This is a genomic window from Escherichia sp. GZ89 (assembly GCF_019366485.1).
Classification (GTDB): Bacteria; Pseudomonadota; Gammaproteobacteria; order Enterobacterales; family Enterobacteriaceae; genus Escherichia; species Escherichia fergusonii.
Map to the genome: position 1 here is coordinate 148,528 of NZ_JAEOHX010000005.1, position 20,760 is coordinate 169,287.

At 49.6% G+C, this 20,760-nt stretch carries 18 protein-coding genes and 1 riboswitch; of the genes, 8 read left to right on the forward strand and 10 right to left on the reverse strand.

Annotated features, from left to right (window positions below):
* The first annotated feature begins 9 nt into the window (after positions 1–9).
* Positions 10–765 carry a type I 3-dehydroquinate dehydratase gene (gene aroD / locus K0335_RS10715; protein WP_000180227.1) on the forward strand — a complete coding sequence of 252 codons (756 nt, stop codon included), beginning with the start codon at positions 10–12 and terminating at the stop codon, positions 763–765.
* Positions 766–801: 36 nt separating this feature from the next.
* On the opposite strand, the gene K0335_RS10720 is transcribed toward aroD, so the two are convergent.
* On the reverse strand, positions 802–1,698 hold the full coding sequence (locus K0335_RS10720) for a LysR family transcriptional regulator (RefSeq protein WP_001050010.1): 897 nt from the start codon (positions 1,696–1,698) through the stop codon (positions 802–804).
* A 231-nt stretch (positions 1,699–1,929) separates the two neighbouring features.
* Here K0335_RS10720 and K0335_RS10725 point away from each other — a divergent pair, with 231 nt between their 5' ends.
* Positions 1,930–3,240: an MFS transporter gene (locus K0335_RS10725; protein WP_104919965.1), complete on the forward strand. Its 1,311-nt coding sequence runs from the start codon at positions 1,930–1,932 to the stop codon at positions 3,238–3,240.
* Between the two features lie 60 nt (positions 3,241–3,300).
* Here the strand turns inward: K0335_RS10725 and K0335_RS10730 are convergent, their stop codons facing one another.
* Both K0335_RS10730 and sgrT read right to left on the reverse strand, forming a co-directional pair.
* Entirely contained in the window at positions 3,301–4,479 is a 1,179-nt protein-coding gene (locus tag K0335_RS10730) for an MFS transporter (RefSeq protein WP_000262118.1), read from the reverse strand.
* 105 nt (positions 4,480–4,584) lie between these two features.
* Positions 4,585–4,710, reverse strand: coding sequence for a glucose uptake inhibitor SgrT (sgrT, locus tag K0335_RS10735; RefSeq protein ID WP_000553887.1), 126 nt, complete (start codon positions 4,708–4,710; stop codon positions 4,585–4,587).
* A gap of 88 nt (positions 4,711–4,798) precedes the next feature.
* On the opposite strand from sgrT, the gene sgrR reads away from it, so the two are divergent.
* The 4 genes from sgrR (at position 4,799) to thiQ (ending at position 9,869) form a co-directional block, all read left to right on the forward strand.
* Entirely contained in the window at positions 4,799–6,454 is a 1,656-nt protein-coding gene (gene sgrR, locus K0335_RS10740) for a DNA-binding transcriptional regulator SgrR (RefSeq protein ID WP_219393817.1), read from the forward strand.
* Between the two features lie 33 nt (positions 6,455–6,487).
* Positions 6,488–6,587: riboswitch (TPP riboswitch) on the forward strand.
* A 30-nt stretch (positions 6,588–6,617) separates the two neighbouring features.
* Positions 6,618–7,601: a thiamine ABC transporter substrate binding subunit gene (gene thiB / locus K0335_RS10745; protein WP_046076777.1), complete on the forward strand. Its 984-nt coding sequence runs from the start codon at positions 6,618–6,620 to the stop codon at positions 7,599–7,601.
* Positions 7,577–9,187, forward strand: a complete 1,611-nt coding sequence (gene thiP / locus K0335_RS10750) for a thiamine/thiamine pyrophosphate ABC transporter permease ThiP (RefSeq protein WP_046082475.1) — start codon at positions 7,577–7,579, stop codon at positions 9,185–9,187. Before thiB ends, thiP begins: the two co-directional genes overlap by 25 nt.
* Positions 9,171–9,869, forward strand: a complete 699-nt coding sequence (gene thiQ / locus K0335_RS10755; RefSeq protein ID WP_000916293.1) for a thiamine ABC transporter ATP-binding protein ThiQ — start codon at positions 9,171–9,173, stop codon at positions 9,867–9,869. The genes thiP and thiQ overlap by 17 nt, the downstream gene beginning before the upstream one ends.
* 80 nt (positions 9,870–9,949) lie before the next feature.
* Here thiQ and K0335_RS10760 read toward each other — a convergent pair whose 3' ends face one another.
* The 7 genes from K0335_RS10760 to araC form a co-directional block, all read right to left on the reverse strand.
* Entirely contained in the window at positions 9,950–10,714 is a 765-nt protein-coding gene (locus K0335_RS10760; RefSeq protein ID WP_001148362.1) for a DedA family protein, read from the reverse strand.
* Between the two features lie 183 nt (positions 10,715–10,897).
* The gene (locus tag K0335_RS10765) at positions 10,898–12,385 is read right to left on the reverse strand and encodes a tripartite tricarboxylate transporter permease (protein ID WP_104919963.1); all 1,488 of its coding nucleotides are present in this window, start codon (positions 12,383–12,385) and stop codon (positions 10,898–10,900) included.
* A gap of 9 nt (positions 12,386–12,394) precedes the next feature.
* Entirely contained in the window at positions 12,395–12,832 is a 438-nt protein-coding gene (locus K0335_RS10770) for a tripartite tricarboxylate transporter TctB family protein (protein WP_001220300.1), read from the reverse strand.
* A gap of 48 nt (positions 12,833–12,880) precedes the next feature.
* Complete coding sequence (locus tag K0335_RS10775) at positions 12,881–13,834, reverse strand: tripartite tricarboxylate transporter substrate binding protein (RefSeq protein WP_000831651.1); 954 nt, start codon at positions 13,832–13,834, stop codon at positions 12,881–12,883.
* 54 nt (positions 13,835–13,888) lie between these two features.
* Complete coding sequence (locus K0335_RS10780; protein WP_000848329.1) at positions 13,889–14,812, reverse strand: dihydrodipicolinate synthase family protein; 924 nt, start codon at positions 14,810–14,812, stop codon at positions 13,889–13,891.
* A 25-nt stretch (positions 14,813–14,837) separates the two neighbouring features.
* Positions 14,838–16,070 carry a ribokinase gene (rbsK, locus tag K0335_RS10785; protein WP_000285498.1) on the reverse strand — a complete coding sequence of 411 codons (1,233 nt, stop codon included), beginning with the start codon at positions 16,068–16,070 and terminating at the stop codon, positions 14,838–14,840.
* A 221-nt stretch (positions 16,071–16,291) separates the two neighbouring features.
* Positions 16,292–17,137 (reverse strand): arabinose operon transcriptional regulator AraC, encoded by an 846-nt coding sequence (gene araC / locus K0335_RS10790; protein ID WP_219393818.1) that lies wholly within the window; start codon positions 17,135–17,137, stop codon positions 16,292–16,294.
* Between the two features lie 337 nt (positions 17,138–17,474).
* On the opposite strand from araC, the gene araB reads away from it, so the two are divergent.
* Positions 17,475–19,175 (forward strand): ribulokinase, encoded by a 1,701-nt coding sequence (araB, locus tag K0335_RS10795; protein ID WP_104919962.1) that lies wholly within the window; start codon positions 17,475–17,477, stop codon positions 19,173–19,175.
* A 10-nt stretch (positions 19,176–19,185) separates the two neighbouring features.
* The gene (gene araA, locus K0335_RS10800) at positions 19,186–20,688 is read left to right on the forward strand and encodes an L-arabinose isomerase (RefSeq protein WP_104919961.1); all 1,503 of its coding nucleotides are present in this window, start codon (positions 19,186–19,188) and stop codon (positions 20,686–20,688) included.
* Positions 20,689–20,760: the final 72 nt, after the last annotated feature.

Below are 20,760 nucleotides of genomic sequence, written 5' to 3' on the forward strand. Positions count from 1 at the left end.
GATAACACTATGACGAATGCAGTAACGGTTAAAAACATCACTTTTCGGGAAGGCGAAACGCTGATTTGCGTGCCGCTGCTGGGTAAATCACTCGACGAGTTGCAAAACAATGCCCGTGCGTTGGCCAGTTGTGGAGCAGATATCATCGAATGGCGGGTCGATCACTTCGCAGAAGTGCATAACGTAGCGAAAGTTTTACAGGCACTGGGGGAAATTCGCCAACTGCTTGCCGAAACCGCGCTGCTGTTTACTTTTCGCAGTAAAAAAGAAGGCGGCGAAACAGAAATCAGTGACGACGCCTATTTTGAGCTGAATCGCCAGGCGGCATTAAGCGGTCTTACTGACCTGATTGACGTTGAATTATTCAACGATGAAAACAAAGTTCGTGCTCTGGTGAATGACGCCCATGCCGCAGGGGTTAAGGTGATCATGAGTAATCATGATTTCCATAAAACACCTGCACAAGAAGATATTATTTATCGCCTGCGCCGCATGCAGGATCTGGGAGCCGACCTGCCCAAAATCGCAGTCATGCCACAAAGTCCGCAAGACGTATTGACGCTGCTTTCGGCGACACTGACGATGAAAGAGAAATACGCCACTCAACCGTTGATCACCATGTCGATGGGTAAAATCGGTGGCGTCAGCCGGGTTACGGGTCGCCTGTTTGGTTCTGCAATGACATTTGGTACGGTGGGCCAGGCTTCAGCGCCTGGGCAGATGGCCATTGCTCAGTTGCGTGAAGTAATGGATATTCTTTCCTGATGACTTTGCGCCCGGAATTTAATGCCGGGCGCATTATTACCGAAAACTCTGGCAATCGTTGATGATGACATCTTTAAATGTCTGTAATGCCGGGGAGAGCACACGATCTTTCATAGTCGCCAGGTAGATATAACGTGGAGGAATCGCATTTTTAATGTTCAAAATATGTACAGGGTAATAAGAGAGAGCAGTAATTCTTGGCATAATAGCAATACCGTAATTGATACTCACCAGACCCGCCATTGCTGTATCTTCTTCCACATAGCAGGCAATATCTGGCACCAGTTTTTGCTGCATAAATACGTTATCAATAAATGGACGTAAGCCGCTGTTTTCAGAAAAATATACATAGGGATAATGGATCGTCTCGCCTAAATCGACCTCATTTTTATATAAACTGGCGAGTGGGTGTTCCCTGGCGGTAACCACAACCAATTCCTGTTGAATAACAGGAATAAAATTAATATCAGGCTCATCGGCAATATAAGAACATATTGCTAAATCCGTTTTTCCTGCTTTTAAATCCTGTAATAACGTTAACGATGTTCCCTGGGTAAAAGAAAATGTCACATCTGAATATGCAGGTGATAATGAGAATTTATTGATTAACTGTGGGACGACATATTCCCCCATGGTATAAATAAAGGCAATACGAATATTTTCTTTGTTTTTATCGCAACTTTTTTGTAACGTCATACGACCATTCTCTAATGACGTCAGAGCATCTTCAACATAGGGTAAAAAACGTTTACCGTTTGGCGTGATCTGAATGTTACGCCCACGGCGGGCAAAGAGTGCCACACCTAACTCTTTCTCCAGTTCAGAGATTGCGTGGCTTAGGGCGGGTTGAGTAATACAAAGTGCGGATGCTGCTTCAGTGTAATGTTCTGTTTCAGCAAGACGCTTAAAATAATAAAGTTGCTTTAGATTCATTATTTTTGACCGTATAATATAAGAATAAAATCACTGTAGCCAATATACCATAGCGTTTAATATTGCTGCGGACTAAACGTCATTTTCTGGAGTCATATCAATTATTCTCGACTGATAATTTTTATCTGTAACAAAGCATACTAAAACATAAATCTCATGAATAAGAAGAAAGAGTATTTTTGCCTGTAAAGATACATGCAAAAATATTTTAAACTTTTAAAGGATATTTCCATGAGGACACAAACTTCCCAGGATGGTCTGGCATCACCACCTATGGTACAAAAAAGAAGTCGAGCTCGAATTGTCATATTATTGCTATTATCCATTGGTACGATGATCAATTACCTTGATCGCACCATTCTGGGGATAGTCGCTCCGCAACTCACCAGGGAACTGGCAATAGATCCAGCAATGATGGGCATTGTTTTCTCTGCTTTTGCCTGGACCTATGCCCTGGCACAAATTCCAGGTGGCATATTTTTAGACCGTTTTGGGAATAAATTAACCTACGCACTTTCAATTTTTTTCTGGTCAACATTCACTCTTCTGCAAAGCTTTGCTCTTGGGTTAAAATCATTATTACTTCTGCGATTAGGTTTAGGTATTAGCGAAGCGCCTTGTTTTCCGGTAAACAGTCGGGTGGTGAGCAAATGGTTTCCACAACATGAACGAGCACGGGCAACGGCAACTTACACCGTTGGAGAATATATTGGCCTTGCCGCGTTTTCTCCTTTGTTGTTTTTTGTGCTGGAACATTATGGTTGGCGAATATTATTTTTTGCTACCGGTGCGATAGGTATTCTGTTTACCTTCGTATGGTGGCGTTTTTATCATGAGCCACATGAATCAAAATCAGCAAATAAAGAAGAACTGGCGTACATTGGCGTAAACAATAACACCGTAGCTAACAGTAATATTCCGTTTAACTGGAATGATGCCGAAAGACTTCTCTCCTGTCGGCAAATTATCGGGGCCAGTCTTGGGCAATTTGCCGGGAATACTACACTGGTTTTCTTTCTGACCTGGTTCCCTACTTATCTGGCAAACGAGCGCCAGATGTCGTGGCTCCATGTTGGATTCTTTGCTACCTGGCCGTTTCTTGCTGCGGCGATTGGTATTATTTTTGGCGGCTGGATATCTGATCGTCTGTTAAATAAAACAGGTTCGGTAAATATCAGTCGGAAACTGCCAATTATTTCTGGATTACTGTTATCAAGCTGTATTATTGCAGCCAACTGGGTTAATGATAACACCACGGTTATTGTTATTATGTCGATTGCTTTTTTTGGCCAGGGAATGGTAGGGCTCGGCTGGACCTTAATTTCTGATATCGCCCCAGATAATATGGCGGGACTTACCGGGGGGATTTTTAATTTCTGTGCTAATCTCGCATCAATTATTACCCCGCTGATTATCGGTTTTATTATCTCGTTAAGCGGTAATTTCTTTTATGCGTTGATCTATATCGGGGTGACAGCATTAATCGGCGTCATTGCTTATGTCTTTATCATTGGCGACATTAAGCGTATTGTCCTGAAATAATCGGTATACGATAAAAGGGGGAAGCATTTTCTCCCCCTTTTTATACTCATCCTACATTCATCAAATGTCTTTTACCTTCGCGGTTAAAAATAACGTCACGATCGAAATGGCAGCAATTGCCCAATAGACTGCAAAATGCCCCCAACTTTGCGCTATTGCTCCCTGAATAACACCTGCCAGAATCACCCCGGTAGAAATGCTATTAGTAAATAATGTTGTAGCTGATCCCGCTCTGCCTGGCATCAAATCCTGAAACCATAGCATCCCAATACCTGCAACAATGCCGATAAACACTGCGTTAAACAGCTGTAGTGTGATCAGCGCCATACGACTATGAAAGAAAATTAGCCCGATATAAAACAGCACACCAGCGGCTACTGCCACGAGCATCATGCGCCGTTTGCCAAAATGTTTTACAAAGTAACCCGCCAGAATCATTGCCGGGATTTCCAACCCTGCTGCCGTGCCCATCAGTAGACCCGCCAGTTTGTCAGGTAATCCAAGATCGCTGCTGATCCACAATGGCATATCAATAATGTACATCGTGTTGCAGGTCCACATTAGCGTTGAGGCAACAAACAACATCCGAACATTATTATCCTGCCAGCCACCTTGTATTGCTGGAGCATTTTCTGGCGGCAACTCCACCCGGGTTACAGACGGAAGCATAAACGCAATCAATATCAGGCTGATGACGAATATCCCGGCAGCAATCGAAAACATCACCGTGAAGCCGTAATTCAACGCCAGCATAAAAGCCAGCGGTGGACCGATAACCCATGCCAGAGAAAGCTGCGCACGCATAACTGAGCTAAACATCACGACTTCACGCGCAGAGTTATCCGCATATTCCCGCGCCAGGGCAAACAGCTGTGGCATTGCTGTATTAGCCAGTGAGGCCAGAAACACACCACAGGTGATCAATGTCAGATAATGACGATTAAATGCAAACAGTAGCGCATTGCCAATCGCCATCAGGCAGCAAAACATGATCAGTTTACGCCTGTCGCCCTGGCTGTCAGAACGCTTTGCCAGCCACAGACTTACGCCAATCCCGGCGATAGCATTCACCGTATAAAAGAGTCCGACCCAGAATGGCTGGGCGCCAACCTCACGACTGAGAAATAAACTCAATGTAGGAGCCTGTAGCGCCCCTGCGACTCCCATCATAAAGGCGACCAGCATAAAAGCCGCGTAGACACCATTCATACGGCGAGCCATCGTCATAATCCAGACCATAAGTTTCCTTTTTAGCGCGGCGAGAATAAAAAAAGCCAGCAGGTATTATCTGCTGGCGGGTGATTTTACACCAATACTCAGTCACACATGATGTCGGCAATTCAGTTACGGAGCACTCAACTCCCACTGCATCAGTTCTTCCAGCATTGCTAAACGCCGGGAGGCGCTTAACCAATATAACCAGGACAACTTTTCAGTTGCGGTAAAATACCGCTGATAAAACTGATGCATATCCCACCTCCTCGCTTCATCGACAGTGATTATTGGCCTAATATAGGGATTATTAAATTGCTGGATTTTCCCCAGGAGTTCCCCTTTTATGCCTTCCTCTCGTTTGCAACAGCAGTTCATCCGTTTGTGGCAATGCTGCGACGGTAAATCTCAGGAGACCACGCTGAACGAACTGGCGGAGTTGCTCAACTGTTCCCGTCGCCATATGCGCACGCTCCTGAATACCATGCAGGAGCGAGGCTGGTTGACGTGGGAAGCGGAAGTCGGTCGCGGTAAGCGTTCACGCCTGACATTCCTCTATACCGGGCTGGCGCTCCAGCAACAACGTGCGGAAGATTTACTTGAGCAGGACCATATAGACCAACTGGTGCAGTTGGTTGGCGACAAAGCAGCTGTGCGGAAAATGCTGGTTTCTCATCTGGGGCGTAGCTTCCGCCAGGGGCGACATATCCTGCGCGTGCTCTACTATCGTCCGTTGCGTAATCTGCTGCCCGGCAGCGCATTGCGCCGTTCCGAAACGCATATTGCCCGGCAAATTTTCAGTTCGCTAACGCGCGTAAATGAGGAAAATGGGGAACTGGAGGCGGACATCGCCCACCACTGGCAGCAAATTTCACCGCTTCACTGGCGCTTCTTTTTACGTCCAGGAGTCCATTTTCATCATGGTCGTGAACTGGAAATGGACGACGTGATAGCCTCTTTGAAACGGATCAATACGCTGCCGCTCTATTCGCATATTGCTGAAATTGTGTCGCCGACGCCCTGGACGCTGGACATCCATCTCACGCAGCCAGACCGCTGGTTGCCGTTACTGCTGGGGCAAGTTCCGGCGATGATCCTGCCGCGCGAATGGGAAACCCTCAGTAACTTTGCCAGCCATCCCATCGGCACCGGTCCGTATGCGGTGCTCCGCAACAGCAGCAATCAACTGAAAATTCAGGCATTCGATAACTTCTTCGGTTATCGCGCATTAATCGACGAAGTAAACGTCTGGGTTCTGCCGGAAAGTGCCGACGAGCCAGCCTGTGGACTGATGCTTGAAGGGCCTCAGGGCGAGGAAAAAGAGATTGAAAGCCGCCAGGAGGAAGGTTGCTATTATTTACTGTTCGACAGCCGCACCCATCGTGGGGCGAATCAGGCGGTAAGAGACTGGGTAAGCTATGTTCTCTCCCCCACCAACCTGGTCTATTTTGCCGAAGAGCAGTACCAGCAACTGTGGTTTCCGGCCTACGGTCTGCTGCCGCGCTGGCACCATGCCCATATCCTACAGAGCGAAAAACCTGCCGGACTGGAAAGTCTCACCCTGACCTTTTATCAGGATCATAGTGAGCATCGGGTGATTGCCAGGATCATGCAGCAGATTCTGGCAAGTCACCAGGTCACGCTGGAAATCAAAGAGATCAGCTACGATCAGTGGCACGAAGGAGAGATCGAAAGCGACATCTGGCTTAACAGCGCCAACTTTACGCTGCCGCTGGATTTTTCGCTGTTCGCGCATTTGTGCGAAGTGCCGCTGCTACAACACTGTATTCCGATCGACTGGCAAGCCGACGCCGCCCGCTGGCGCAATGGCGAAATGAACCTGGCGAACTGGTGCCAGCAACTGGTCGCCAGTAAAGCAATGGTGCCGCTCATCCACCACTGGCTTATCATTCAGGGGCAGCGCAGTATGCGCGGCCTGCGTATGAACACCCTCGGCTGGTTCGATTTTAAATCCGCGTGGTTTGCGCCGCCGGATCCATGATTGCTGGTTGATAACAAAATCACTACACTAACGCCGTTCTCAACGGGGTGCCACGCTGCCGCGTGCGCTGAGAAAATACCCGTCGAACCTGATCCGGATAACGCCGGCGAAGGGATTTGAGGCTCCTTCTCAAGTCCTTTGCCACTCTTCTTTGAGGTGCAAAGTGTTAAAAAAATATCTTCCCCTGCTGTTGCTCTGTACAGCACCTGTTTTCGCTAAACCCGTTCTGACTGTTTATACCTACGATTCCTTCGCCGCCGACTGGGGGCCAGGTCCGGTGGTGAAAAAAGCCTTTGAAGCCGACTGTAATTGCGAACTCAAACTGGTGGCGCTGGAAGATGGCGTTTCGCTTCTCAACCGTCTGCGGATGGAAGGCAAAAACAGTAAAGCCGATGTGGTGCTGGGGCTGGATAACAATCTGTTAGACGCCGCCAGCAAAACCGGGCTGTTTGCTAAAAGCGGTGTGGCAGCGGATGCCGTTAACGTTCCCGGTGGCTGGAATAATGACACTTTTGTCCCATTTGATTACGGCTACTTCGCCTTCGTCTATGACAAGAACAAACTGAAAAATCCGCCGCAAAGCCTGAAAGAGCTGGTTGAAAGCGATCAGAACTGGCGGGTGATTTATCAGGATCCGCGTACCAGTACGCCGGGCCTGGGCCTGTTGTTGTGGATGCAAAAAGTCTATGGCGATGACGCCCCACAAGCCTGGCAGAAGCTGGCGAAGAAAACGGTCACGGTCACCAAAGGCTGGAGCGAAGCCTACGGCCTGTTTTTAAAAGGCGAAAGCGATCTGGTACTGAGTTACACCACCTCTCCGGCTTATCACATTCTCGAAGAGAAGAAAGATAACTACGCCGCCGCGAATTTCAGCGAAGGTCACTATCTGCAAGTGGAAGTTGCTGCCCGCACCGCTGCCAGCAAGCAGCCGGAGCTGGCGCAGAAATTCCTCCAGTTTATGGTTTCTCCGGCTTTTCAGAATGCGATCCCAACCGGCAACTGGATGTATCCGGTGGCAAACGTCACGCTGCCTGCCGGGTTTGAACAACTGACCAAACCAGCAACCACGCTAGAGTTCACGCCAGCCGAAGTGGCGGCACAACGTCAGGCATGGATTAGCGAATGGCAACGCGCCGTCAGCCGTTAATTCCCGGCTGGTTAATTCCAGGTGTAAGCGCCGCTACGCTTGTGGTGGCGGTCGCACTGGCGGCGTTTCTCGCCCTGTGGTGGAACGCGCCGCAGGGTGACTGGATGGCAATCTGGCAGGACAGCTACCTGTGGCATGTGGTGCGCTTTTCCTTCTGGCAGGCGTTTCTCTCGGCGCTGATCTCTGTCGTACCGGCAATATTCCTCGCCCGCGCCCTCTACCGCAGGCGCTTTCCGGGACGGCTGGCGCTGTTGCGTCTGTGCGCAATGACCCTGATCCTCCCGGTGCTGGTTGCTGTTTTCGGCATTCTTAGCGTCTATGGTCGCCAGGGTTGGCTGGCCTCGCTCTGGCAATCACTTGGTCTGGAGTGGACCTTTTCGCCCTACGGCCTGCAAGGCATTTTGCTGGCGCACGTATTTTTTAATCTGCCGATGGCGAGCCGCTTATTGCTCCAGGCACTGGAAAACATTCCCGGCGAACAGCGTCAGCTTGCTGCCCAGCTTGGCATGCGCGGCTGGCATTTTTTCCGCTTCGTTGAATGGCCGTGGTTACGGCGCCAAATCCCGCCGGTTGCTGCGCTGATCTTTATGCTCTGTTTCGCCAGCTTCGCCACCGTGCTGTCGCTGGGCGGTGGTCCGCAGGCGACCACTATCGAGCTGGCTATTTATCAGGCGCTGAGTTACGACTACGATCCTGCCCGCGCGGCGATGCTGGCGCTGATCCAGATGATATGTTGCCTTGGGCTGGTGCTGTTGAGTCAGCGACTAAGTAAAGCCATTGCGCCCGGCACCACGCTGCTGCAAGGCTGGCACGACCCGGACGACCGTCTGCATAGCCGCATTTGCGACACGGTGTTAATTGTGCTGGCGCTGCTGCTGTTGCTGCCACCGTTACTGGCGGTGATTGTCGATGGGGTAAATCGCCAGTTGCCAGAAGTGCTGGCACAACCGGTGCTGTGGCAGGCGCTGTGGACCTCGTTGCGTATTGCGCTGGCGGCAGGCGTATTGTGCGTGGTGCTGACCATGATGCTGCTATGGAGCAGTCGCGAATTGCGGGCACGGCAAAAAATGCTGGCGGGCCAGGCGCTGGAGATGAGCGGCATGTTGATCCTCGCTATGCCGGGGATTGTGCTGGCAACGGGCTTCTTTTTACTGCTCAACAACACCATCGGCCTGCCACAATCTGCTGACGGCATCGTGATTTTCACCAATGCGTTAATGGCCATCCCTTATGCGCTGAAAGTGCTGGAAAACCCGATGCGCGATATCACCGCGCGTTACAGTATGTTGTGTCAGTCGCTGGGCATTGAAGGCTGGTCACGATTAAAAGTAGTGGAGCTGCGCGCCCTGAAACGCCCACTGGCGCAGGCGCTGGCCTTTGCCTGTGTACTGTCGATTGGTGATTTTGGCGTGGTGGCGTTGTTCGGTAACGATGATTTCCGAACCCTACCGTTTTATCTCTACCAGCAAATTGGCTCCTATCGCAGCCAGGACGGCGCGGTCACCGCGTTAATTCTGCTGCTGCTCTGTTTTCTGCTGTTTACCGTGATTGAAAAACTACCGGGGCGAAATGTTAAAACTGACTGATATCACCTGGCTTTATCACCATTTGCCGATGCGTTTTAGCTTAACGGTGGAACGCGGCGAGCAGGTGGCGATCCTCGGGCCAAGCGGCGCGGGTAAAAGTACCCTGCTGAATTTGATCGCCGGTTTTCTGACGCCAGCCAGCGGTTCGCTGACTATCGACGGCGTTGATCACACCACGACGCCGCCGTCACGCCGTCCGGTGTCGATGCTGTTTCAGGAAAACAACCTGTTCAGCCACCTGACGGTCGCGCAGAACATCGGGCTGGGGCTAAATCCGGGCTTGAAACTGAACGCGGCGCAGCAGGAGAAAATGCACGCTATTGCCCGTCAGATGGGGATTGATAATTTAATGGCGCGGTTACCGGGCGAGCTTTCCGGCGGTCAGCGACAACGCGTGGCGTTAGCGCGTTGTCTGGTACGCGAACAGCCGATTTTATTGCTCGATGAACCGTTCTCTGCGCTCGATCCGGCGTTACGTCAGGAGATGCTGACGCTGGTGAGCACGAGCTGCCAGCAGCAAAAAATGACGCTATTGATGGTGTCGCACAGTGTGGAAGATGCTGCCCGGATCGCCACACGCTCGGTGGTGGTCGCCGACGGGCGCATCGCCTGGCAGGGTATGACCGATGAGTTGTTGAGCGGTAAGGCGAGTGCTTCGGCACTATTGGGGATTAAAGGTTAATCTGTCATATCGGATGCGGTGTGAATGCCGCATCCGACAATAAAAATTTAAATATCAAACAGTTACACTGCCATGCAGGCCTAAACCCCAACCACTTTACGCAAAATATCGATATACACCGGCATCAACGGGTGGCGAATTAACACCACCAGCGCTACCACGCCGATGGCAGAAATCAACGGCGTCAGCCACAACAAACGACCGCGCGACAAATAATGACTTAAACGGTCAGTCGCTTTACCACTGCGCCATGACCGCCAGCACAGCCAGCCACCAACCCACAAAAACACCGCTGTTGCCAGCAGCAACCATTTAAACTCGCCACTCTGCATTCCGGCAGGAATATCGATCGCCGCGCCCGCCAGAATCCCCGGCAGGAAGTAAAACGGCGGCCACAACAGGCAACCTACAATATTCGGTAAAAGAAACTTACGCACTGGCAGATCCAGCATCCCTGCCACCATCGGTACCAGCGGACGCGTCGGCCCGACAAAACGTCCGACCAGAATGGTAAACATGCTGTGCTGATGTAGCGCATGTTCGGTCTTATCGAGCAACGCTTTGTTCTTCTTCATAAAAGACCAGCGATGCAACGGCTTTTTAAAACGCCAGCCCAGCCAGAAGGAGATCCAGTCCCCCAGCAGGCAACCGACAATACCGGCCAGCCAGGCATACCAAAAATTCAACTCGCCGCTGCCAATCAGTGCCCCCAGTCCTGCCATCAGTACCGTACCTGGCAGAATCAGACCGACCAGCGCCAGCGACTCCAGAAAAGCCACCAGCACAACAGCCATCAGAGAATACGCGGTCGATTGAGTAATAAAGTGTTCCAGCAATGCTTGCATAATGCGCCCGGTTGATGAATTCGTCGTGGATTGTGCGAAGTGGTGGTATTCAGGTCAATCTATTCTTTGTATGAATATACTCCTGCAACGCGAATCATTTAGAGTATAAATTTAGCAGTCACGCAGGATTTTACTTAGGGGAAGGCAGACCATCCACAACATGGATGGTCTGAAAACAGCGGATTAACGGCTAAATGAACGGTAGATATTGCGTCCTTGCAACGCGACAACCAAAAAGAAACAGGCAGCCAGTGCCATAGATACCGGGCGCTCAACAAACGCCAGCCATTCGCCATTAGACTTAATCATTGAAGATAATAAGTTTTTTTCCAACATTGGCCCAAGAATCATCCCCAAAATAATGGGCGAAACCGGGTATTCCTTACGTTGTAACCAGTATCCAAGAACCCCCATGACCAACATGACAACGACAGAGGCACCCGAGTTATCGATAGCAAATGCACCGACAATACTGAAAATCAGAATAATCGGGTACAGAATCGCTTTATCAATCCAGATGATGCGTTTGATAAAACTGACAGCAATTGTGGCTAACGGTAGTAATGCAATATTGGCGATCAGAAACAAGATAAATACGGCATAGAGTTTATCTGCCTGGAACAGAAATAATGTCGGCCCTGGATTCATATCCTTCATATAGAGCACGCCGATGATAATTGCAGCGGCAGAATCGCCCGGAATACCAAAAACTAATGAAGGGATCCAACTCCCCGCCAGACTGGCGTTGTTACTGCTCGAGGAATCAACAATTGCCTCCTCAGATCCATGCCCATATAACTCCTGCTGGCGAGAGAATTTTTTTGAAATGGCGTAACTTATCCACGCAGCAATATCCGCTCCAGCGCCGGGTAATGCTCCGATAAGCGTACCGATAATACTACTTCGACCAAGATTTAATTTTCGTGACCAAATCACCTGCCTCATTCCCTTGAATAAATTAATCCCCGTTTGCGTTTGTGGCACAGCACCACTTACCTGGCTAATTTTGTCACGATAATATTCAATTGCGCCGGATATTGCGAACAGACCGATCATCGCCGGAATAAAGTTCACCCCTTGTAACAGGCTGATTTGCCCAAACGTAAAACGTGGGACCCCGGATATTTGATCATAACCGATACACGCCAGTAATAATCCCAAACATAAGGTCACCATGCCTTTCAGTGGTTGATTACCCACAACCAGAGTCGCGCAGGTTAAGCCTAAAAGAGAAAGCCATGTGTATTCATAAGAACTAAATTTAAGGGCAAATTTCGCCAGTACAGGCGCAGCCAACATCAAAATAAGTGATCCAATCACGCCACCAATGACCGAACTCACCAGCCCAAGTCCCAATACGCGATTCACCTTACCTTGCTTTACCAGTTCATTTGAATCAGCAACATAAGCCGCCGAAGCAGGTGTCCCTGGTATACGCAAAAGTGCGCCGGGGATATCTCCGGCATAAATGGATGACGCACCAACGGCAATCATTAATGCCAGAGCGGGAATCGGATCAAGAAAGAAGGTAAAAGGTACCATTAGCGCAACCGCCATCGTTGCGGTCAATCCTGGAATGGCCCCCACAAATAACCCAAAGGCCGTAGCAGCAATAATGGCCAGAATGGCATTCAAATTAATATACGTTAGTGCCTGAATCAAAATATCCATATTGCATCCTTAAAACAAGATTCCTTCAGGAAAGGCGACCAACAACACTCTGGCAAAAATAAACCAGATAATAAGAGATGCCGATATCGAAACGATAACGGAATGCAAAAGTCTGACACCTCGTATTTTCATTAAAATAAAAAGCAACAAAAATGAGCAAATTACAAAACCGAGAATATCTAACAATAATACAAACAGCAGTACCACTGTAATAACCAGTAAAAGTGCTTTCACTTCATCAAGCGTTAAAGAAACTTTGTTACGGTGCCGGTGTTTAATATCTATCGCTACATCAATAGCCGCTAAAAACAACAACAATCCACTGATGATGCAAGGCATAAATCCAGCGCCATACTGCGATATGCCTCCATATTGCGTTATGCTCCAGCCAAAAATAAACATGGCAAAAATCAGCAGAAATAACGGCGTTACCGGTATTATGCGCATAATGCTATCCCTGTAATTGGGCGGCGATATATTCACCACCCTGTCTGATTAACCTTTGATTTTGGTTATTAATTTTCCGTATCTGGCATCTTCATCTGCCATAAATGTCGTCATCTCTTTGCCATACAGCGGGTAAACTTCAAAACCCTGTTTGGTAGCGAATTCTTGTAATTTCCCCTGCGCAAACACTGCCTGCATAGCGGCAGTTAATTTTTGTGAGACCTCTTCAGGAGTACCCGCCGGAACCACTAAGGCATTCCATGTCGCCAAATGATATTTATAGCCAGTTGCTTGTTGGAATACTGGAAGATCTTTATAAAGCCCTGCCGATTTTTCTGCCATGGTCGCTAAATTACGTACCATTTTGGCATCGACCATACTTTTCGCTTCGCCCGGTGATGACGTTGTAAAATCTATACCACCGGAAACCAGTTCCATCAGTGCAGAACTGGAACCTTCAGAAGGCACCCAGGTCACGGCAGAAGGCGGAAGCCCCATACTGTCGAGCATACCTATCAAGTTCAGATGCCAGCCGGAATTTAACCCGCTACCCGATGCTTTTAACTTACCTGGATTCGCCTTGATGTAGTCGGTCATCTGGACGATATTTTCGAACTGCGAATTTGCTGCGACTTGTACGCCTCCCAGATTCACTGCCAGCCGTGTAATTGGCGTGTAGTTCTGATACGTTAACGCCGTCATCCCCTGATGGTGCATCATGGTGATTTCTACCGTCGCAATTCCCAGGGTATAGCCATCCGCTTTAGCTTTCGCAATGGCATCATGGCCAACCACCCCAGCACCTCCCGTGCGATTCACCACGTTGACATTCACTTTCAACTCTTTTTGCAGCCCTTCTGCCACCAGGCGTGCAACAGTATCGGTATTTCCTCCCGCGCCCCAGGGCACAATGATTTGGATTGGTTTTTCTGGCCATGCAGCCAGCGCGGAACCTGAAACCAGCAGTGAAGCAACGGCACAACTCATCAGGGTACGTTTCATATTTGTAGACTCCTGTCTTAATTATTTTTTAATAACAGCAAGTGCTGTCGGATATTAATATTTGAGTTGTTGACGCTGGAAATCTGCGGCATCAGCAATTTGTTTTAGCACCACCTCCAGCCCCCAATATTTTTTCAGCACATCGTCAGCCGTTACCCGGCAGTGAACACAGTCAAATGTTCCTCGCTGCTGATGAAATATTTTGGCATTTTTCGGATAGCCAATATTTTCACTGACGGCACTCAGCGATAAAAACCAGGCGAGTTGTTTTGCCTCTTCAGGGTGTTGTTTTCCTTCAAGCCAAAGCCAGTGATACAAGTCAGGATGAAAGTTGGTAAAGACGCCACAAAAACCTTTCGAACCTGCAAGCATCGCCTCCCAGGCAATGGCAGCATTGGCATTAACAATCGTCATTGGCGTCTGCTGGGTTAATTGCACCCGGCGCGTCACTGTAGGCAGATCACAACTGACATCTTTTAAGATTTGAAAACGCCCGCTTTGTGCGCAGTAAAGCAGTTCCTCATCGGTTAATAAGCGGCGATACGGGGCCGGGCATTCATACAGGCCCAGTGCCATGCTTTCTGGTAGTGACGCCAAAAGCGTATCAAGTGTGCGACGGAATACCGCAGTGCCTTCGTTATGTGGGTCGAGATGGTTAGTCACTAACACCAGCGCATCAATACCCGTTGCTGCCATTGCATTAAGTTCCTGAATTTGCAATTGCACATCATCAGAAATATGACCAGAAGCGATAACAGGTATTCGTTGTTGGCTATATTCAACCACAAAGCTCGCCAGTTCCACGCGCTCTTCTAAGGTTAAATACTGCATTTCACTGGACTGACACACGGCAAATAACGCGTCGGCACCGTTTTCGATATACCAGTCAATTAGCCGTTTAAGACCAGAGTAATCAATTTTATTATCCGCCGTAAAAGGCGTTAGCATTACCGGAATAATCCCTTCAATTGTTTTCATATTTCATCCTTCGTTCAGTGAAACATCAGAAAGTTTGAATGGCGACGTTCTGCTGCTGAATTCTGGCATCCACCAGAGAGATATCTGGCATATTGGCTGCCCCTTCTTTTTCTACTGCCAGCGAAGCGAAAGCGCTGGCATACCAGGCAGCTTTAACAAGTGATTCACCCTTCGCCAGTGCGGCGGCGAGCGCGCCATTAAACGCATCCCCCGCACCTGTTGTATCTACAGCGACTGCCGAAAATGCCGGAATATGCGCACATTGTTGCCCGTCATAAATTAATGCGCCTTGTTTTCCCATCGTGATAATTACTGAGCACTGCCCGGCATTATGAATATGCTTCGCCGCCTTCATAGCATCAGAAATATCATTAATTACCATACCTGACATCGCCGATGCTTCAGTTTCATTGGGTGTCACAATATCAACATAAGGTAATAGTGTGGCAACATCAATGGACCACGGCGCAGGATTTAAAATCGTTGTCACCTGCATTTGTTTGGCACATTTTAATGCCAGGTGAGTGGCGGCAAGATTATTCTCCATCTGCACAATGAAGACATTGGATTCAGCAATAAAGTGAGAAAGTTGAATAATATCGTTATCACTTAATTCATGATTAGCCCCTGGAGACATGGCAATCATGTTTTCACCTTCATTATTTACATAAATAACTGCACAACCCGTGGTAGATCGTTCAGATTCGTAAAAAGTAAATGAGCCAATACCAATCGATTCAATATGATTGCGGGCAAAATGATTAAACTGGTCGCGACCAATCTTACAGGCGAAGTGTATTTGCGCCCCAGCCCGATGAGCAGCAAGTGCCTGATTCGCACCTTTCCCTCCCGGCCCCATGGTGGTTTCTTTGGCCACCAACGTTTCACCTTCATGCGGAAAACGATACACTTTCGCCACGATATCGACGTTAAATGATCCTAACACACACACTTTTCCTGCCATTCGGTGTCCTTTATCATCAAGGGAGGTTAAAAAGCCAATTCCCTGCTGTTGTTGCTTGATAAGCAAACTCATATCGACATACTCTTGTTGCGAAAGCGCGTTTTGCATTAAATGTTTTTTTAATGAGACGCCACCATGATGGCGAATAACCATGCCACGCTTTTGCAACCATGCTAAATCTGTCCGAATAGTCTCTTTGGTAACGGAAAAATAATGAGCTAAATCGCTGACAGTGCACTCCTCCTTGTTGCGAAGTAGCCGGACAATATGTTCACGACGGGTATCCCGATACATAAGTCTTCCTTTTTGATTTTATTATCACTAAAAAACAAATTGTTAACGGGAGTTTTATCAAGAAAAAAACAGACAAACAAAAACAAACAAAAATATTATTCAGGCGAAACGATTCACCTAAAAATAATTAATATTTGGTTGATAAATAAAAGAAAATTTATTATGCGAAATATATATAAATAACGTCGGGTGATGAAAGAAGGAGGTCTCCTTCTTTCTTATTATTCACATCCTGCTCTAAACTCGCTCGGGCTTGCACCAGTACATTTTTTAAATACTCTGGAAAAATAAAGCTGATCGTCAAAGCCAACATTACGTCCCACAGTAGCTATAGGCATACGTGTCGTGCTAAGCAACAGTTTCGCCTGACTGATACGCTGATCTTCACGCCAGCTTAATACGCTGATCCCTAATTGCTGGCGAAACAGATGTGAAAGACGCGATGGCGAAAGACAAACGTGCTTAGCCACACTGGCAATATCAAAATGGCTATCTGCCAGATGGTCGCTAATATACTGGCAGGCGTCACGTACCCGGTTATCCATCGGTGGATGCAAAGATTCATTAATGGCTGCCATGCGTCGTAATAGCAGTTGCTCCAGCAGATTAATCGCCAGCAGCTCCGAGTAACGCCCTTCCCCTTGCCCGGCACTGATAATCTGTCCAAACAGTTCGTTAAAGTGCGGCTGGTGCGCTTCTTCCGGGCGATAAAAGCCGGTATGGGCAAATATCGTCGGCCAGTTTAGCCACTCCTGCCAGTACGCGCGGGGGCGAAAATAGACCCACTGGTGATACCATTCACAGGCTCCCGGATGGCGTCCGTAGTGATGAATTTCTCCAGGTGGGAAAAGTAGAATATCGCCCGGTCGGCAAATAAATTGCTGATCTCTATTATTGATTATCCCTTCGCCACGCAACGTGAGATTGAGGATATATCCTTTCATGCCCAACGGCCTGTCGATATAAAAATCGAGATAACCATTTGCCTCAATCGGTGTTAATCCAGCAACCAGATGGGCATTAAAAGAGTAACCTGGCAGCAGTGGATCGTTTTGTGGTTCAGCCATATTTCATAACTCCCGGTACGGAGAGAAGAAACAAATTGTCCATATCAAGACAAACATGTGCATTTAAGCTTCGACTGGAATCACTCGTCTGACCATCAGCCCGGCAAACCCGCAGGTAAAAAGCACTGGCTCACAAACGCGCCCGCAGCGATAACGAAAACGTGTAACAGAAGTGTCTATAAGTACAGCCATCTTGTCCACACAGGAACTTTGCTCAGCGTCACACTTTGTGATGCCATAGCATTTTAGTCCATAAGATTAGCGGATCCTGCCTGACGGTTTTTTGCACCGATATCTACTGTTTCTCCATACCCGTTTTTTGGCATGGAGTGAGACAATGGCAATTGCGATTGGCCTCGATTTTGGCAGTGATTCTGTGCGAGCTTTGGCGGTGGACTGCGCCACCGGTGAAGAGATCGCAACCAGCGTAGAGTGGTATCCCCGTTGGCAGAAAGGGCAATTTTGTGATGCCCCGAATAACCAGTTCCGTCATCATCCGCGTGACTACATTGAGTCAATGGAAGCGGCGCTGAAAACCGTGCTGGCAGCGCTTAGTGCCGAACAGCGCGCAACCGTGGTCGGGATTGGCGTAGACACAACCGGCTCAACGCCCGCACCGATTGATGCAGACGGTAACGTACTGGCGCTGCGCCCGGAGTTTGCCGAAAACCCGAACGCGATGTTCGTTTTGTGGAAAGACCACACGGCGGTTGAAGAAGCGGAAGAGATCACCCGCTTGTGTCATACACCGGGCAAAGTTGACTACTCCCGCTATATTGGCGGTATTTATTCCAGCGAATGGTTCTGGGCAAAAATCCTGCATGTGACTCGCCAGGATAGCGCCGTGGCGCAATCTGCCGCATCGTGGATTGAACTGTGCGACTGGGTACCCGCCCTGCTTTCCGGTACCACACGCCCGCAGGATATTCGCCGCGGACGCTGTAGCGCCGGGCATAAATCGCTGTGGCACGAAAGCTGGGGCGGCCTGCCGCCAGCCAGTTTCTTTGACGAACTGGACCCAATCCTCAATCGCCATTTGCCTTCCCCGCTGTTCACTGACACCTGGACTGCCGATATTCCGGTTGGCACTTTATGCCCGGAATGGGCGCAGCGTCTCGGCCTGCCTGAAAGCATAGTGATTTCCGGCGGCGCGTTTGACTGCCATATGGGCGCAGTCGGTGCGGGCGCACAACCTAACGCGCTGGTAAAAGTTATCGGTACTTCCACCTGCGACATTCTGATTGCCGACAAACAGAGTGTTGGCGAGCGTGCAGTTAAAGGCATTTGCGGTCAGGTTGATGGCAGCGTGGTTCCTGGATTTATCGGTCTGGAAGCAGGCCAATCGGCGTTTGGTGATATCTACGCCTGGTTTGGTCGCGTTCTTGGCTGGCCGCTGGAACAGCTTGCCGCCCAGCATCCAGAACTGAAAGAGCAAATCAAAGCCAGCCAGAAACAACTGCTCCCGGCGCTGACCGAAGCATGGGCCAAAAATCCGTCTCTGGATCACCTGCCGGTAGTACTCGACTGGTTTAACGGCCGTCGCACGCCAAACGCTAACCAACGCCTGAAAGGGGTGATTACCGACCTGAACCTCGCTACCGACGCTCCGCTACTGTTCGGCGGTTTAATTGCCGCTACCGCCTTTGGCGCACGCGCAATTATGGAGTGCTTCACCGATCAGGGGATCGCCGTCAATAACGTGATGGCGCTGGGCGGCATCGCGCGGAAAAACCAGGTCATTATGCAGGCCTGCTGCGACGTGCTGAATCGCCCGCTACAAATTGTCGCCTCTGATCAGTGTTGCGCGCTCGGTGCGGCGATTTTTGCTGCCGTCGCCGCGAAAGTGCACGCAGACATCCCATCAGCACAGCAAAAAATGGCCAGTGCGGTAGAGAAAACTCTGCAACCACGCAGCGAACAGGCACAACGCTTTGAACAGCTTTATCGCCGCTATCAACAATGGGCGATGAGCGCCGAACAACATTATCTTCCAACTTCCGCCCCGGCACTGGCTGACCAGGCCGTTCCGACTCTATAAGGACTCGACGATGACGATTTTTGATAATTATGAAGTGTGGTTTGTCATTGGTAGCCAGCATCTGTATGGCCCGGAAACCCTGCATCAGGTCACCCAACATGCCGAGCACGTCGTTAATGCGCTGAATACGGAAGCGAAACTGCCCTGCAAACTGGTGCTGAAACCGCTGGGCACTACGCCGGACGAAATCACCGCAATTTGCCGCGACGCCAATTACGACGATCGTTGTGCAGGTCTGGTGGTGTGGCTGCACACCTTCTCCCCGGCAAAAATGTGGATCAACGGCCTGACCATGCTCAACAAACCGTTGCTGCAATTCCACACCCAGTTCAACGCGGCGCTGCCGTGGGACAGTATCGATATGGACTTTATGAACCTGAACCAGACTGCACATGGCGGTCGCGAGTTCGGCTTCATTGGCGCGCGTATGCGTCAGCAACATGCCGTCGTTACCGGTCACTGGCAGGATAAACAAGCACATGAGCGTATCGGCTCCTGGATGCGTCAGGCGGTATCTAAACAAGATACCCGTCATCTGAAAGTTTGCCGCTTTGGCGATAACATGCGTGAAGTGGCGGTCACTGACGGCGATAAAGTTGCCGCACAGATCAAGTTCGGTTTCTCCGTCAATACCTGGGCGGTTGGCGATCTGGTGCAGGTGGTGAACTCCATCAGCGATGGCGATGTTAACGCGCTGGTCGATGAGTACGAAAGCAGCTACACCATGACGCCTGCCACTCAAATCCACGGCGAGAAACGGCAGAATGTGCTGGAAGCGGCGCGTATTGAGCTGGGGATGAAGCGTTTCCTGGAACAAGGTGGCTTCCATGCGTTCACCACGACCTTTGAAGATTTACACGGTCTGAAACAGCTTCCTGGCCTGGCCGTGCAGCGTCTGATGCAGCAGGGCTACGGCTTTGCGGGCGAAGGCGACTGGAAAACCGCCGCCCTGCTTCGCATCATGAAGGTGATGTCAACCGGTTTGCAAGGCGGCACCTCCTTTATGGAGGACTACACCTACCACTTCGAGAAAGGTAATGACCTGGTGCTCGGCTCCCACATGCTTGAAGTCTGCCCGTCGATCGCTGTGGAAGAGAAACCGATCCTCGATGTTCAGCACCTCGGTATTGGTGGTAAAGACGACCCGGCCCGCCTAATCTTCAACACCCAAACCGGTCCGGCCATTGTCGCCAGCCTGATTGATCTCGGCGATCGTTATCGCCTGCTGGTTAACTGCATCGACACGGTGAAAACTCCGCACTCCTTGCCGAAACTGCCAGTGGCGAATGCGCTGTGGAAAGCACAACCGGATCTGCCAACCGCTTCCGAAGCGTGGATCCTTGCCGGTGGCGCACATCATACCGTCTTCAGCCATGCGCTGAACCTCAACGATATGCGCCAGTTTGCCGAGATGCACGACATTGAAATCACGGTGATTGATAACGACACCCGCCTGCCAGCGTTTAAAGATGCACTGCGCTGGAACGAAGTGTATTACGGATTTCGTCGCTAAGTAGCCGCATCCCTGATGCGACGCTGACGCGTCTTGTCTGGCCTACACGTTCCGATTTTGTAGGCCGGATAA

What these genes read in the sequence shown, in the direction of transcription:
- araB (WP_104919962.1), top strand. Translation starts at nt 17,475, where the DNA reads ATGGCAATTGCGATTGGCCTCGATTTTGGCAGTGATTCTGTGCGAGCT.
- K0335_RS10770 (WP_001220300.1), bottom strand. Translation starts at nt 12,832, where the DNA reads ATGCGCATAATACCGGTAACGCCGTTATTTCTGCTGATTTTTGCCATG.
- sgrR (WP_219393817.1), top strand. Translation starts at nt 4,799, where the DNA reads ATGCCTTCCTCTCGTTTGCAACAGCAGTTCATCCGTTTGTGGCAATGC.
- K0335_RS10730 (WP_000262118.1), bottom strand. Translation starts at nt 4,479, where the DNA reads ATGGTCTGGATTATGACGATGGCTCGCCGTATGAATGGTGTCTACGCG.
- K0335_RS10720 (WP_001050010.1), bottom strand. Translation starts at nt 1,698, where the DNA reads ATGAATCTAAAGCAACTTTATTATTTTAAGCGTCTTGCTGAAACAGAA.
- araA (WP_104919961.1), top strand. Translation starts at nt 19,186, where the DNA reads ATGACGATTTTTGATAATTATGAAGTGTGGTTTGTCATTGGTAGCCAG.
- sgrT (WP_000553887.1), bottom strand. Translation starts at nt 4,710, where the DNA reads ATGCATCAGTTTTATCAGCGGTATTTTACCGCAACTGAAAAGTTGTCC.
- K0335_RS10765 (WP_104919963.1), bottom strand. Translation starts at nt 12,385, where the DNA reads ATGGATATTTTGATTCAGGCACTAACGTATATTAATTTGAATGCCATT.
- K0335_RS10775 (WP_000831651.1), bottom strand. Translation starts at nt 13,834, where the DNA reads ATGAAACGTACCCTGATGAGTTGTGCCGTTGCTTCACTGCTGGTTTCA.
- rbsK (WP_000285498.1), bottom strand. Translation starts at nt 16,070, where the DNA reads ATGTATCGGGATACCCGTCGTGAACATATTGTCCGGCTACTTCGCAAC.
- thiP (WP_046082475.1), top strand. Translation starts at nt 7,577, where the DNA reads ATGGCAACGCGCCGTCAGCCGTTAATTCCCGGCTGGTTAATTCCAGGT.
- aroD (WP_000180227.1), top strand. Translation starts at nt 10, where the DNA reads ATGACGAATGCAGTAACGGTTAAAAACATCACTTTTCGGGAAGGCGAA.
- araC (WP_219393818.1), bottom strand. Translation starts at nt 17,137, where the DNA reads ATGGCTGAACCACAAAACGATCCACTGCTGCCAGGTTACTCTTTTAAT.
- K0335_RS10760 (WP_001148362.1), bottom strand. Translation starts at nt 10,714, where the DNA reads ATGCAAGCATTGCTGGAACACTTTATTACTCAATCGACCGCGTATTCT.
- thiQ (WP_000916293.1), top strand. Translation starts at nt 9,171, where the DNA reads ATGTTAAAACTGACTGATATCACCTGGCTTTATCACCATTTGCCGATG.
- K0335_RS10780 (WP_000848329.1), bottom strand. Translation starts at nt 14,812, where the DNA reads ATGAAAACAATTGAAGGGATTATTCCGGTAATGCTAACGCCTTTTACG.
- K0335_RS10725 (WP_104919965.1), top strand. Translation starts at nt 1,930, where the DNA reads ATGAGGACACAAACTTCCCAGGATGGTCTGGCATCACCACCTATGGTA.